Source organism: Microcoleus sp. FACHB-SPT15 (assembly GCF_014849525.1).
GTDB classification, from domain to species: domain Bacteria; phylum Cyanobacteriota; class Cyanobacteriia; order Cyanobacteriales; family Coleofasciculaceae; genus Symplocastrum; species Symplocastrum torsivum.
Genome location: NZ_JACJNU010000016.1, coordinates 126,951 through 141,052 on the forward strand (window position 1 = coordinate 126,951; position 14,102 = coordinate 141,052).

Below are 14,102 nucleotides of genomic sequence, written 5' to 3' on the forward strand. Positions count from 1 at the left end.
AGGAGTATTCAGACAACTAATAGGAGGATGCGATGTTTTGATTCTTCGTAAATCTTGAAGTGCCTTCCTGAAATCTACAACTATGAAACTCTGTTGGCTAATCCCTGATGATCGAGGTGGTGGAGTCGCCTCTGTCGCTTTATCTTGTTGTCGTCAAGCTGCCAAAGCTGGACATGAGACAACACTGCTTATGGTTCTTGTATCCACTGGCTGGATAGGTACTGATCATGATTTTCGAGTATCGTCTTTAGGATTGAGCAATACGGCTCAAGAAGCACCAGAAGCCCTGCTGCAATGGCTAGAGGACAATCCACAGGATGCTCTGTTTCTGAATGGCTGTGAGCAAGCTGATGCTGTGATTCCTTATTTACCTTCTAGCGTCAAGTGTGTTTATGTTGTCCATGACACTGCCCCTCGGTACTGGCGCACAGCCGTTACACAAGAAGATCAGTTAGAAGCGATCGCTGTTGTATCCGAGACGATCACCAGCCAGTTTCGACAGTCCTTAAAACAGGCTGAGAAACTATCTGTAATACTCAATGGCTGTGTCTTCCCGGAACTCCCGGAACTGAATCGCATCAGGCAAAATGAACTGATATTTTTAGGTGGCGATAATCCTACCAAGGGCGCATTTGATGCTATCAAGCTATGGAAAAAGTTAGTTAAATTTGGGTTTACTGGAAAGTTGCACTGGTTCGGTCGTGTAACGCCAGAGTTTAAAGCGAAGATTGACCAGTTGCCTCATTCTGAACGGATACAGGTTTATGGTCGTGTTAACCGCGACCTGATTTTTTCTAAGGCTGCATCAGCCAAAGTTGTACTCATGCTAAGTCGCGTTGAGCCATTTGGTATGGCGACGATTGAAGCAATGAGTATGGGATGCGTACCAGTAGCTTGGGATATCGACACCGGAACCAAAGAAATCGTCACAGCTAATCAAACAGGATTATTTGCACCATTAGGGAATATAGACGTTCTAGCCAGACAAGTTCTGTATGCCTGTGAAAATTATCCAGCATTTAGTACGGCTGTAATTGAACGCGCACGCTCCAACTTCGATGAAGCCGTCATGTGGCAAGGCTACGAATCCCTCATTGCTCGCATTTCCACACTTGCCCCCTTAGAAAGAAGTAAAGCGGGTCAGCAACCAACCACCTATAAACCTCCACTCCGACGCTTTCAGCTTGTTCCCGCATCCGTGCGATCAGCAATTCGAGAATTTATTGGGCGATCGCCTCGTCTTGGCTACTGGCTACGCGACCTTCGCGGTTTATAGGCCTTTATTGATATGGGTCAACTCAGCTTTCTCTTTCTCTCTGCTAACACACCTTGGGTTTATGCCCTAGCAGAAGCGCTTGGCAAAAATCAGGCTACCCACGCAACCTACTTTTATGATTGGCTGAACTACCGTCGTCTGCGACCCACCTGGCCCAACACCACCCCACCAGCCTTATTACAACGGTCGATGTACGTCCTCCCTCCTGGTTATGCCGGACAGTTCGAGTGGCTGTTTCGACCTTACCTACAAAGGCAAATTCAACGCTGGTGTCAGCAACTCCAGGAAACGACGGGGGAACATCCTTGGGTCGTCGCGCCTTATCCTTACCTTGCCCGTTGGGTACACAAGGTACCGTCAGAAAAGCTGATTTATTACAACTTGGATGACTACATCCTCTATCAGCCATCCCGTAAAGACAAAATTTTGAAACTGGAAGCCGAGTTAGTCGAACGCGCTACCCTCACCCTCTGCCTTTCTCAATTTCAAGTTGATGCCCTACAAAAGCGCTACCCTTACAAAGCTGATCGCATTCGCCACTATCCCTTGGGGGTTGTAGAATCTTACCTCAATCTTCAGCCGGAGCGATCGCCTGAGCCAATGACTGTCGGTTACATCGGAAACCTGATTGAACGAGTTGATTGGCGATTGGTTTACCAGGTAGCACAAGCTTGTCCGGACACTACATTTGTGTTTGTCGGTGGTTTGGATGACTTTGCAGGAGGAAGCCACGGACAGGATTGGCAAGCCAACCGTGCGGCAGCATTGGCATTACCCAATGTCCGCCACGTTGGTAAAGTACCTCAAGCTCAGGTAACGCAGTACTACTGGTCTTTTGCGGTGAACTGGATTCCCTACACAGTCACTCATCCGTTTAACCAAGCTGCCTGCCCCACCAAAATCATGGATGGCATTGCCAGTTGTCGCCCAGTATTGAGTAGTGATATCCCAGAGTGTCGCCTGTATCCGGAGTGGATTACGATTTTTCATTCGGCACAAGAGGCGATCGCACAACTGTACAAGCAGCTAGCCCTCGAAGAAACAGCAGACGTTCGCGAGAAACGTTTAAGGCAATTGGAGTTTGCTCAGCAGCAAATCTGGTCAATTCGCGCTCAGACTCTTGAACACTGGGTATCGCAATTATGAGTTCAATAGACAGCACTCCTACCTCTCAAGCTTCCCGGTTCTGGAGCCTTGACATCATTCGTGGCTTAGCCGTGCTGGCTGTAGTTTGTTTTCACGTTCTACCTTCCTTCGAGGCTGATGCCCACCTTACCGATGCCTCAACCGTTTGGGTAAGTTGGCTAAAGTATGGTGGTTCTCTAGGAGTTAGTATCTTCTTCGTGCAAGGCATACGCCTACGCCTCAAATATGGCTTGAGCGTTTTTTTCCTGATAATTCTCTGGATTTCTATTGGGTCTACTGTAAAGGTAATATACGAACCTATTTTAGGTAGTCTAGTTGGCTTTCTAATTTGGTGCATTGTTACCAACGAAAATCGTCTTCAACCTCATGCTGTTTGGCAACCCATTCTCTATTTCGGACAAATCAGCTATCCAGTGTATCTTTTGCACCAGATATTTGTTCCCTATATTCAATCAGCTATTCCATTAAATTTGTTCAACGTAGCTGGTTTATTTTTAGTTGTTTTAGGATTAGTAATGGTTATTACCTTACCCTTAGCATCTTGCTTTCACCACTGGCTAGAATTACCCTTTCCCAAACTCAAACAAAAGCTACAGTCATGACTAAAGAAATTGAAATTCAGCGTCAGTACTATGCTCAGACTGCTATATCTTATGATGAAATGCACTTGGACAAAGACCAAGAACACGTCTTGGCTTTACATTTACTTGCAGGGTATATCCAGTTTTATCAGATTCGCAGTGTATTAGATGTGGGGGCAGGTACAGGACGCACAGTTCTCTGGCTGAAAAACCGTTTTCCCGATTTAGTAGTCAAGGGCATTGAACCAGTAGCCGCTTTGCGTGAACAGGGTTATAAGAAAGGAATTCCGCCAGAAGACTTGATAGATGGTGATGCTTACCAACTCGCTTTTCCAGACAATAGCTTCGATTTAGTCTGCGAATTTGCTACATTACACCATGTTAAAGAACCGGAAAAAATGATTCAGGAAATGTCACGGGTTGCATCTCAGATGGTTTGCATCTCAGACTGTAATTTTATGGGTCAAGGTTCCTTACTCTTACGCTTCCTGAAATACGGCATCTTTTCGCTGGGACTCTGGTCAATTGCAGACTGGATTAAAACAAAAGGCAAAGGATATACTATCAGCGAAGGCGATGGTTTAGCCTATTCTTACTCAGTTTATCAGAGTTTAAAAACACTTCGACAAGTTTGGAAAACTCTGCGAATTACCAGCACGGGAGGAACGAGTGATACTCGGTTGGGTTCAATCATTTCTGCCGGACATCTCCTGCTTATTGCCCGAAATAAGAAATAGTTTCCCGGTTGAAGAGCAAATAGTTTGTATAAATAATTGTCACTAATCCAGCAAGATGAGCATGGTAGTCCCCTTCGTTAAGACATTACTCCCTAATCACAGCATTCCCTTACCCGTCTTAAATGGACCTTTTCGAGGAGCAAGGATTCATCTTAATCCTCGATGTTCTCTGCGTAAAGTTTTCGGTATTTACGAACATGAGCTAAATGGATGGATAGAAACTGTATTGCCTCGCGTTAATACAGTCTTAGATGTTGGTGCTAATGATGGCTACTTTACCTTTGGTTGCGCTGCGGCATTTCGTCGTCTAGGGAAATCAGCAAAAATTATTGCCTTCGAGCCATTGAAGCAGCATATTGAAGAATTACAAACTAGCATTAAAAACCAGCCGCAAGATAAAATCCAATTCTCTTTGCACAATTGTTTAGTGGGAGCTGAGGTGAAATCTGGAATGATGACGCTAGATGCGTTAAGCGAAGCTATCCCAAAGGGAATCGCACACCGAATAGATACTTCCTACACACAAGACAATGCACTAATTAAGATTGATGTAGAAGGAGCTGAGCTAGAAGTTATCGAAGGTGCTTCTTTGTGGTTAAACCCCGCAAACTACTTTTTGATTGAGGTTCACCATGAATCTTTTCTGGAGATACTGACCCAAAACTTTTTGGCTCACGGTATCAAACTTAAACAAGTGAACCAACAACCATTACCGCTCATTGGTAGAGAAACAAGATCAGAGTTAAATTGGTGGCTTGTGTCAGACATATCCTGAACTACATTTTATGTTTTTGCTTATATTGATATGAGCCAGTATGTCTGTGCATTTCGAGGGCGTCGTGATAACTACCAAGTTCCCTTAGCTCTGGCTGAAAAGGGTTATTTAGAGCAGCTAATCACCGATTTTTACGCTGTCAAGTCTCTTCAGAGACTAGCTCCAATCTTACCCAAAACCTGGCAAAGTAAACTTGCCTTCCGCTCAGAAGTTGGCATTCCTATTGAGCAGGTGAGCTGTCTCTGGAGAACTACTTTACTTGAACATATACGCCATCGTCTAGGATTCTCTCCTAGTAGTAGCTACTCTTGGCTCGACCAAAATTTTGCCCGTGCGGCGGCAGCACAGGCGCAGAGAACCAAGAGTGACTTACTACTCTATGAACCCTATGCCTGGGAAGCTTTTCGTGCGTCCTATCGTCATGCTCCTCGTAGAGTCTTGTTTCAATATCATCCACACTCAGAATTTCAAACTCATTTGTTAACAGAAGACTTAAAACGCTTTCCATTTGTACAACACTCGTTTCAAGAAGAAACAGGTAAGCATTTATCACCTCAACTACAAGTTAGAGTTAGAGACTGTTGGAAGCACGCTGATCTAATTTTGTGTGCCAGTAGTTTTACGCAAAAAACTCTAGTAGTAGCTGGAGCAGAACCCAATCTCTGCCAGGTGATTCCTTATGGTATTGACTCACCTATACTGCCGTTTCAAGAGCCTAAAGTAGATAGTTTTCAAGCTCTTTTTGTCGGTTCTGGAGTCCAGCGCAAAGGTTTACACCACCTGCTGTATGCATGGCGAAAAGCCCATCTCCCCAAAGAAAGCCTATTAACACTGGTTTGTAGAAATCTAGATCCTGGCATAGAAGTTCTTATCCATGAAACGCCCCAAGTCCGCTTAATTCGAGGCACGGATGTGCAAAACCTGCGGAACCTCTATAAAACTAGTTCTCTTTTCGTCATGCCCTCTCTAATAGAAGGGTTTGGTCAAGTTTTTCTAGAAGCCCTTAGTTATGGTTGCCCTGTACTTGGCACATTCAATACTTGCTTGCCTGACTTAGGTGGAGAGGAAGACGGTATTTTTCTTACAGAAGTGGGGAATTTAGACCAGCTTACCTATCAACTTGAGTATTTAGCACAAAGGCTACCTGCAAATCCTGAACTTCGTCAAAAAGCTCGGTTTTGTGCTGAACGTTTTTCATGGCAAAACTTTCGGAATAAACTTCGTATCTTCCTATGTCTATCTGATTTTTGTTAAGTATTATTACTTAGATTGCAAAATCAATTCTGTATAAATTGCAAGTTTCAGAAAAATCGATTTTAGAATATCTGGCTTGATTTACTTCTTAAAGTAACCATTAAATAATATGGTCGGACAAAACAAAGTTTTATTTTTTTTGTGGTTCATTCCTTTATTAGCTCTTGGCTGTTTTTTAGGTTTTTATCTTGGAGATTTAATTAACGTTTTTTCTGTCTCTATTCCTAAGCTAAATTTTTATTATAACTTAGCTGTTTGCCTGCTATTTATTCTGTTCTTAGAAGCTTTAATCAAAAAAAACATTGTTTGGAAAATCCCATCAATTCTTATTTATATAACTGTTGCGGTGTGGTATTTAACTGAAACAGTATATACTCCTGAAAACTTAACTAAATTCTCAACAGAAATTTTAGAAAACTGTTATTTGCAAATTATTTTGTTCCTGGGTAGCTTCAGGTTTTTTGTTCCACAATTATCGAAAAAAATTGTTTTGATAAATTCATTGCCACATCAGGCAAAAGTAATAACCACATCAATTAATCCAGCTAGACTTTTGACCTACCTTTCGGCTATATGGCTAGTTCTATTAATGTACGGAATTAGTCGTATGAAGGGAGATATTTTTGGTGCATTGTTTCCAATTAGCTCTCGCACTGGTGGGCATATGTGGGGAAGAGCGGCTGGCGCGGCGGCTGGCTCTAGCGGATTCCTCGTTTCTTCTGCGTCCTACATTTACATTTTAGTGTGTTCTTTTTTTGGAATTCTCCTTCTCTTACAAACGCGGCAGAGTGTGCGGATTATTAATTTAGTTTTGATTTTAATTTCATGGCCGTATTTTATCTTGATGGGTTCTCGCAATGTCTTTCTGGCAGTTGCTTTACCTTCAGTCTTTAGCTATGCTCTAACATCCAAGCATAAATGGTGGGTAAAAATTATTGTTTTAGGTGCTGTATTTATAGCTATAAATTATATTCTGTCTTTAGTAATAGCTTATCGAAATATAGGTTTTGCTTCCTTGTTAGACAGCACTAGCCAAAGTACAGCAACCGTTTCAGAGCAGAAGCATTTGGGTTTAAATATGCTGGAAGAACTTAGCTTTATCAATAGTTTTTACCAACAAGGAACTCTGCACATCAATTACGGAAGCGATTACTTAGCACAATTTCTTAACTTTGTTCCTCGTGCAATCTGGCCTGGTAAGCCTCTTGTTGGTATTGACTATGCTATAGCACGGGGATTTGCTGATAGTACTAGAGATATTGGTGTTTTTGCGACTATATCAACTGGATTAATTGGACAAGGACTTATTAATTTTGGTCCTTACATCGGTCCGTTGGCTCCAGCGTTCTTAATGGCTTTATGGGCAGCCTTTTTAGCTAGGCTATGGAGTCAGCGTTATTCTCCGCTTCGTCTTTGTCTTTTTCTTGCTGCTCTCGGAATTACGTTAAACCTTGGACGAGAAATTACCTTACTTGTACTGTGGCCAATTGTATTTGGATATGGTCTAGTACGCTTTTTAGAAAATCTCAATAAGAAAAAATTACGTAGTAGGGAATTAAATTATTACTAATGACTTGCATTGCAATACTTTTTACGAGTTATGGTCCTTATCACATAGCTCGAATAGCCAGCTTTTACAAACACTATACCCAGTTAAGCGGGAACATAGTGGGAATTGAATTAGCACGCCACGAGGCTGAGTATGCTTGGCAGGCTAAAGTTGAAGGGCTTCCTTTCAAAGTTGTCTCTGTAATTGAAAATCAGCAACTTGAGGAGGTAAGTTCTACTCAACTACTGCAACGGCTCTATGCTGTTCTATCTCAACTCAAGCCCGACGTTTTAGTAATTGCTGGCTATGCTAGACCTGCCATGCTTGCAACACTTCTGTGGAGTCTTGGAAACCAAAAACCTGCTATTCTTCTTTCCGCCACTAAGAAAGATGATGCACCTCGTTCTTGGTGGAGTGAAATGCTCAAAAAATGGATACTAAAACACTACAAAGCAGCACTAGTAGGTGGACAACCCCAAAAGCGTTATTTAATTGAATTAGGTATGCCTGCTGAGGCAATTTTCTTAGGCTATAACGTGGTAGGTAATGAGTCTTATCACCCAAAGAAGATCGAGTCTCTTCCTCTGCTTGTTGAGCGACCCTACTTCTTAACGGTCAATCGCTTTGTACCAAAGAAAAATCTTTTGTTTCTCATCTCATCCTATGCAGCCTATCGTCAAGAAGCAGGTTCTAACGCTTGGGATTTAGTGCTTTGTGGTGATGGCGCACTTCGTCCCCAGATTGAGAAATACATTACAGAACTAGCTTTACAGGATTTTGTCCATCTACCTGGTTTTCTCCAGCAAGATGAACTCCTACCCTACTTTGCCCATGCTCATTGCTTTATCCATGCCAGCATTCAGGAACAGTGGGGACTGGTGGTAAATGAAGCAATGGCTGCTGGATTGCCTGTATTAGTATCAAATCGTTGTGGCTGTTTTGAAGACTTGGTTATCGAAGGTATCAACGGTTTTGGCTTTGATCCAGACAATAGTCAACAATTGACGGATTTAATGCTGAAAGTCAGTTTAGGACAGATTGACCTAGCTAAGATGAGTCATGCTGCTCTTGAACACATCCAAAAATTTTCTCCAGACTACTTTGCTCAAGGCTTAATACAGGCAGTTGAGTATGCCCTAGCGCATCGTTAGTAGGAAAACGGTATTAACCAAGCAAGATAAGCAAATTGACATCCGGATGACAGCTAAGAACTTAGTAGAGGTTTATAGAACTATATCTTTGTTGCGCTCTGCATGAAGATTTTAATCGTCGTACCCGCCCTTGGACTTGTTTATGGTGGCCCTTCTAAAATTGCAGTTGAGCTAGCTCAAGCACTTGGTAACTTAGGCATTAGCGTTGATGTTGTCACGACAAATGCTAACGGAGCTATTAGCCTGGATGTTCCACTTCATACCTGGATTCCTGAAAAATCTTACCGGGTTCAATACTTTCCCTACTGGATGGGCGAGTACAAAACAAGCTTCACTTTAACTGGATGGTTGCTTCAGCATGTCACTGATTATGATTTAGTACATACCATTGCTGTTTTCTCTTATCCTGTTTTAGCGGCTCACTTGGCTTGCCAACTTCGCCAAGTTCCCTATGTTATGAACCCTCAAGGGATGTTAGAGCCTTGGGCACTATCCTATAAAGCTTGGAAAAAGCGCTTTTACTATGCCCTATTGGAAAAGCCTGCTCTTCAACATGCTAAGGCAATCCAAATGTTGGCATTTACTGAGGCAGAGCGTACTAAACCTCTTAATATCAAGGCTCCTATGGTGCTAATTCCTAATGGAATTCATCGTCAAGACTTTGAGGCATTACCAGACCCAGCGCTTTTTTATCAGAACTTTCCCAACACTCGCAACAAAACACTAATTCTGTTTCTTGGTCGAGTCGATCCCAAGAAAGGATTAAACTTGCTTGCTGTTGCCTTTGCCAAGATACAGGCTCAGTTCCCTCAGACACATCTAATTGTCGCAGGGCAAGACAACATTGGATTTCTCTCAACGGCTCAAGGCTATTTTGCTGAAGCAGGATGCCTTGATGCTGTCACCTTCACTGGTATGCTCACTGGCTCCCTCAAGTATGCGGCGCTTGCTGCTGCTAGCGTATACGTTGCACCTTCCTACTCCGAGGGCTTCAGTATGTCTGTCTTAGAAGGCATGGCATCGGGATTGCCTTGCATTATTACCACTGGCTGTAATTTTCCAGAAGCAGCATCAGCTCAAGCTGCTCATGTTGTTGACATCAACGCTGACAAAATTGCCGATGCCTTGATTGAGTGCCTGAAACATCCTCAGCAAGCTAAAGCAATGGGAAATCGCGCTCGTCAATTGATTCTTGAGCGATATACATGGGAGCAAGTTGCCTCAAATTTGAGCAAGGTATACACAGCAATTCTTAAGCAGGAGCCTATCTCTGTCTTTTCTTAACTCCATCCCCAACGAATCTATGGAAACAACCGCTAACCAATACGAATATTCCTATTTAGATAGTAACCCCGTACATCATCATGACTATTTGATATCTCCACTGCTAAAACTGCTCTCTCAAGAAAAGCTGTCTAGTCAAGCCAAACCGCGTGTCCTAGATCTTGGCTGTGGCAATGGCAGTCTCAGCCACCTAATTGCCCAGCAAGGGTATGAGGTTGTCGGAGTAGAAGACTCGGAACAAGGGGTTGCGATCGCCCGTCGGAGCTTCCCAGATTGCCACTTCATCCAAGCCAGTATATACGAGCTGCCTTATGCACAACTGGAAAATTCATTTGATATTGTCCTATCCGCTGAAGTGATTGAACACTTACTTTATCCTAGAGAGTTGGTCAGGGCTGCAAAAAAATGCCTGAAGCCCAATGGTCGTTTAATTCTCACTACTCCCTATCACGGCTACCTGAAAAATCTTGTGCTTGCTGTGTCAGGGAAAATGGATACACATTTTAACCCGCTTTGGGATGGGGGACATGTAAAATTCTTCTCTGTTTCCACTCTTACTCAACTCTTAGAAACAGAAAATTATAGGAATATTAAATTTAAGTTTTCTGGTCGGACTCCATTTCTTTGGAAATCAATGTTGTGTTATAGTTTTCCAGGTTTAAGTTAAATCAAAGCTTTATGAGGTGAGTATAAGGCTTAGAAAAAACTTGGGGAAAGCTAATACATCTGACAAACATATCCGGATAGTGTCGATTGACTTAGTAGGTATTAGTGTATGCCCAAAAAAGTGAGATGCACTCAATGCTTGAAGAAGTCACTCCCCTAATTCTCACCTTTAATGAATCTCCAAATATAGACCGTACACTTCACCACCTGACTTGGGCAAAGAGAATAGTCGTTATTGATAGTTGCAGTACTGACACAACGCTTGAAATCTTGCGTTCCTATCTCCAAGTAGAGATATTTTATCGAGACTTTGATACATTCGCTAATCAATGTAACTACGGTTTAGAGCAAATTAATACCGAGTGGATACTCTCACTAGATGCTGATTACCTCGTTACTGATGAATTAATTGCTGAGATTGATGCTCTGCCAAAAGATTCGCTATTAGATGGCTACTTTGCCCGGTTTAAATATTGTGTTTTTGGTAAGCCGCTTCGCGGGACATTGCTTCCCCCTCGCGAAGTTCTTTTTAGAAGGGAAAAAGGAGTTTATGTCGATGATGGACATGCTCATCGGCTGCGTGTAAATGGAAAGTCTGCTATGCTTTCCTCCTATATCCATCATGACGATCGCAAACCTCTGAGCCGATGGTTATGGGCGCAAGACCGATACATGATTATCGAAACCAAGAAATTACTAGAGACACCGGATAACGAACTGACTTTTGGCGATCGCATCCGGCAGCAAAAAATTCTTGCTCCCTTTGTAATCCTGTTCTACTGCCTAATCCTTAACAAAGGTATACTCGATGGTTGGGCGGGCTGGTATTATGCCTTCCAGCGAATGCTTGCAGAAATCCTGCTCTCGATTCATTTAATAGAAACAGAGAGATTGCATAAATCTAGTAATCAGGGCAAAGCTTACTCAGCAAACTACCCATCTGCAATTACTGAGGGAAGTTAGAGAAATTTCAGAAGCTTCTTTAAAGGGTGCGATTTCATTTGTAAGTGAAATCTTACAAATTCTCTCTATTTCAACAGAAAAAAACCTCAAAAAACACCACTACTTCATATACAACCAAATTAATTAATAAAAACTTTATGTAGTTGTGAAAGAAGCCTTCTATTACTAGATGATTTAGAAACATTAAATTATGGCTTGACAAAAATAAACTTTTAAGATTCTAACCTATTCCTGATTCTTAGCAGAACCTCTGTAAAGCTGTATAGGAAAACACGGAAAAGCTACTGACAGAGGTAAGAAATGTTCTGGCTGTTCAAAATTCAACTCCCAAACTTCAGCCAAAAAAGCTTTAAATTCACAGGAGAAAAGAGCAGCAGTCAGGCAACACAAGACCTCCCAAAAAAACTCTCGATCATTACTCAGTTTTATCCTCCTGACTATGCTGCAACAGGACAATTAATTGAGGAACTAGCCACTCAACTTGTAGCCTTGGGAATGCAGATTCATATCTTTACAGGGCAGCCCGGTTATGCATTTCAAGAAACGGCTGCTCCAGCAAAGGAGACTTCAGAAGGAATTTCAATTCAGCGATCGCGTACTTCCCGAATGTGGTCTCGACGGATACGTGGCAGAGCTTTAAATGGTCTATTTTTTTGCCTACGGGCGGCACTGCATTTGCTCAAAAGCGCCAGTCGCGGTGAGGTTCTGCTGCTCACAACCGAGCCTCCCTACTTACTGATTGTGGGATACCTCGCCCACTTATGCTTCCGCGTCCCCTATGTGTGTCTCCTCTACGATCTCTACCCCGATATCGCCGTTCAGTTAAATGTCGTCCCCGCGCATCACTGGATTGTCCGTTTCTGGAATTGGCTCAACCTCTTGATTTGGAGAAACGCTTCTAAGGTGATTGTCCTCAGCTCAACGATGAAAGAGAACCTCACCAGCAAATGCCCAGAGCTTGAAGAAAAAATTGCCGTAATTCACAGTTGGGCTGACCCCAATTGGGTCAAACCCATTGATAAGCAGGATAATTGGTTTGCCCATAAATTTAACCTGGTAGACAAATTCACTGTCCTCTATTCAGGCAACATGGGTCGCTGTCATGACATGGATACAATCTTGGCAGCCGCTGAACAATTAAAAGATGAACCCATTCAATTCGTTTTCATTGGTAATGGTGCAAAGCGTCAAGCTTGTATCGACAAAGTTAATAGCTTGAAGCTAGAGAACTGCCATTTTTTACCCTATCAAAAGAAGTTACTCCTTCCCTACTCTCTCACCGCTTGTGACTTATCTTTAGTCAGTGTTAGTAATGGAATGGAAGGCTTGGTTGCTCCTAGCAAACTCTACGGCATTTTGGCATCTGGGCGCCCAGTTGCAGTCATCTGTAACGCAAATTCCTATTTACGTCAGTTAGTGACTGAAGCCAAGTGTGGTGAAGCCTTTGATAATGGCGACGGAGTAGGTTTAGCCGCATTTATTCGTCGCTTGGCTACCAACTCTCAAGTAGGCCAGACTCTAGGTAATGCCGGACATCACTACCTTTCAGCAAACTTTACCCCTGAAATTATTGCTAAGCAATATCTAGAAACTTTGTGTTCTACAAGAGTTGAAAATTCTTCCACTATGCCTTCTCCATCTAATTTGTGAGCAGTCACACTAGGGCGTGTTTTCCTACCTTCCCTGTTAAATCAGATCCCCCCCAGCCCCCCTTAAAAAGGGGGAAGAATTCACTCAAAGTCCCCCTTGTTAAGGGGGATTTAGGGGGATCTTCCATTTGTAGTATTCTTTTTTCTATTTGGTATTGTTTGTGCCAAGTTGGTCTAGGGGGATCGAACATCTGTAGCAAACATGAGGTAATTGATATAACCTACCAGCAAAAACTCTCCCCTACTTCCCTTGTCAGAACTGCTAGGAAACTTTCACTGCGAACGTCTACTTTCTGTTTGACGCCAACTTGTCTGCCCAACGGGTTGTTTCTGGTAAGCGATACTTAGTAGTGCATCGCAGCACATAATCAATTGCTGTCGGTAAGCTGATGCGATGACCTGGGGAGACATAAAGAGGCTTGACACCAGTACGCGATCGCACCACAGCCCCAACAACTTCTCCTCGATACTGCAGTGGTTGCCAACTCCCCTTCTCCACTGGCACCTCGTCATGCTTACCCACAAGTAGAGACTTCGCCGCACCAATCGTCGGAATGTCTATCAATACTCCCAGATGACAGGCAATCCCCAAGCGGCGAGGATGAGCAATACCCTGACCATCACAGACGATTAGGTCAGGTGTTATGCTGACTGTTTCCAGAGCATCGAGTATAGCCGGAATTTCTCGAAACGAGAGGAATCCGGGAATGTAAGGAAAAGTCGTTGGGCGTTTGGCGATCGCTTTTTCCTGTAGCTGCAAGTCAGGAAAACTTAACACCGCCACCGCTGCCCGTGAAATCGCACCATCTTCCTCAAAACCCAGATCAACACCTGCAACATACTGCACATCTCCCAACTGGTCTTCAGTAATCACCTGAGATCGCAGTTGGTTTTGGATTGCGATCGCTTCCTCAACGTTTAAGGGCCATTCGTGACATTGGTGAATTTTCATCTGTTTCAGGACTTACGCAACTGGCACAGCGCGATCGCCAATTTGTAGTACAAATATATTATTCAAGTAGGGACGCGCCAAAAGAGCATTAATCAAGTAACGGTAATTGATCGTGTTTG

13 protein-coding genes are annotated in these 14,102 nt (G+C 43.0%); 12 read left to right on the plus strand and 1 reads right to left on the minus strand.

What is annotated here, in order from left to right; genetic code table 11:
• Positions 1 to 82: 82 nt before the first annotated feature.
• From H6F98_RS06170 to H6F98_RS06225, 12 genes are all read left to right on the plus strand, one after another.
• Complete coding sequence (locus H6F98_RS06170) at positions 83 to 1,276, plus strand: glycosyltransferase family 4 protein (protein ID WP_192217787.1); 1,194 nt, start codon at positions 83 to 85, stop codon at positions 1,274 to 1,276.
• A 12-nt stretch (positions 1,277 to 1,288) separates the two neighbouring features.
• The gene (locus H6F98_RS06175; RefSeq protein ID WP_192217788.1) at positions 1,289 to 2,422 is read left to right on the plus strand and encodes a hypothetical protein; all 1,134 of its coding nucleotides are present in this window, start codon (positions 1,289 to 1,291) and stop codon (positions 2,420 to 2,422) included.
• A complete protein-coding gene (locus H6F98_RS06180; RefSeq protein WP_192217789.1) occupies positions 2,419 to 3,024 on the plus strand; it encodes an acyltransferase in 606 nt (201 codons plus the stop codon). The genes H6F98_RS06175 and H6F98_RS06180 overlap by 4 nt, the downstream gene beginning before the upstream one ends.
• A complete protein-coding gene (locus H6F98_RS06185; RefSeq protein WP_192217790.1) occupies positions 3,021 to 3,740 on the plus strand; it encodes a class I SAM-dependent methyltransferase in 720 nt (239 codons plus the stop codon). The genes H6F98_RS06180 and H6F98_RS06185 overlap by 4 nt, the downstream gene beginning before the upstream one ends.
• A gap of 61 nt (positions 3,741 to 3,801) precedes the next feature.
• The gene (locus H6F98_RS06190; protein ID WP_206759643.1) at positions 3,802 to 4,515 is read left to right on the plus strand and encodes an FkbM family methyltransferase; all 714 of its coding nucleotides are present in this window, start codon (positions 3,802 to 3,804) and stop codon (positions 4,513 to 4,515) included.
• A 30-nt stretch (positions 4,516 to 4,545) separates the two neighbouring features.
• Positions 4,546 to 5,769, plus strand: coding sequence for a glycosyltransferase family 4 protein (locus H6F98_RS06195; RefSeq protein WP_192217792.1), 1,224 nt, complete (start codon positions 4,546 to 4,548; stop codon positions 5,767 to 5,769).
• 109 nt (positions 5,770 to 5,878) lie between these two features.
• Complete coding sequence (locus tag H6F98_RS06200; RefSeq protein WP_192217793.1) at positions 5,879 to 7,339, plus strand: hypothetical protein; 1,461 nt, start codon at positions 5,879 to 5,881, stop codon at positions 7,337 to 7,339.
• A 98-nt stretch (positions 7,340 to 7,437) separates the two neighbouring features.
• A complete protein-coding gene (locus H6F98_RS06205) occupies positions 7,438 to 8,469 on the plus strand; it encodes a glycosyltransferase family 4 protein (protein ID WP_313929798.1) in 1,032 nt (343 codons plus the stop codon).
• Between the two features lie 102 nt (positions 8,470 to 8,571).
• Positions 8,572 to 9,753: a glycosyltransferase gene (locus H6F98_RS06210; protein WP_192217795.1), complete on the plus strand. Its 1,182-nt coding sequence runs from the start codon at positions 8,572 to 8,574 to the stop codon at positions 9,751 to 9,753.
• Positions 9,754 to 9,772: 19 nt separating this feature from the next.
• Positions 9,773 to 10,420: a class I SAM-dependent methyltransferase gene (locus tag H6F98_RS06215; RefSeq protein WP_192217796.1), complete on the plus strand. Its 648-nt coding sequence runs from the start codon at positions 9,773 to 9,775 to the stop codon at positions 10,418 to 10,420.
• A 134-nt stretch (positions 10,421 to 10,554) separates the two neighbouring features.
• Positions 10,555 to 11,382, plus strand: coding sequence for a glycosyltransferase family 2 protein (locus H6F98_RS06220; RefSeq protein WP_192217797.1), 828 nt, complete (start codon positions 10,555 to 10,557; stop codon positions 11,380 to 11,382).
• A gap of 300 nt (positions 11,383 to 11,682) precedes the next feature.
• Positions 11,683 to 13,032 (plus strand): glycosyltransferase family 4 protein, encoded by a 1,350-nt coding sequence (locus H6F98_RS06225; RefSeq protein ID WP_192217798.1) that lies wholly within the window; start codon positions 11,683 to 11,685, stop codon positions 13,030 to 13,032.
• Positions 13,033 to 13,317: 285 nt separating this feature from the next.
• Here the strand turns inward: H6F98_RS06225 and nfi are convergent, their stop codons facing one another.
• A complete protein-coding gene (nfi, locus tag H6F98_RS06230) occupies positions 13,318 to 13,983 on the minus strand; it encodes a deoxyribonuclease V (RefSeq protein ID WP_192217799.1) in 666 nt (221 codons plus the stop codon).
• Positions 13,984 to 14,102: the final 119 nt, after the last annotated feature.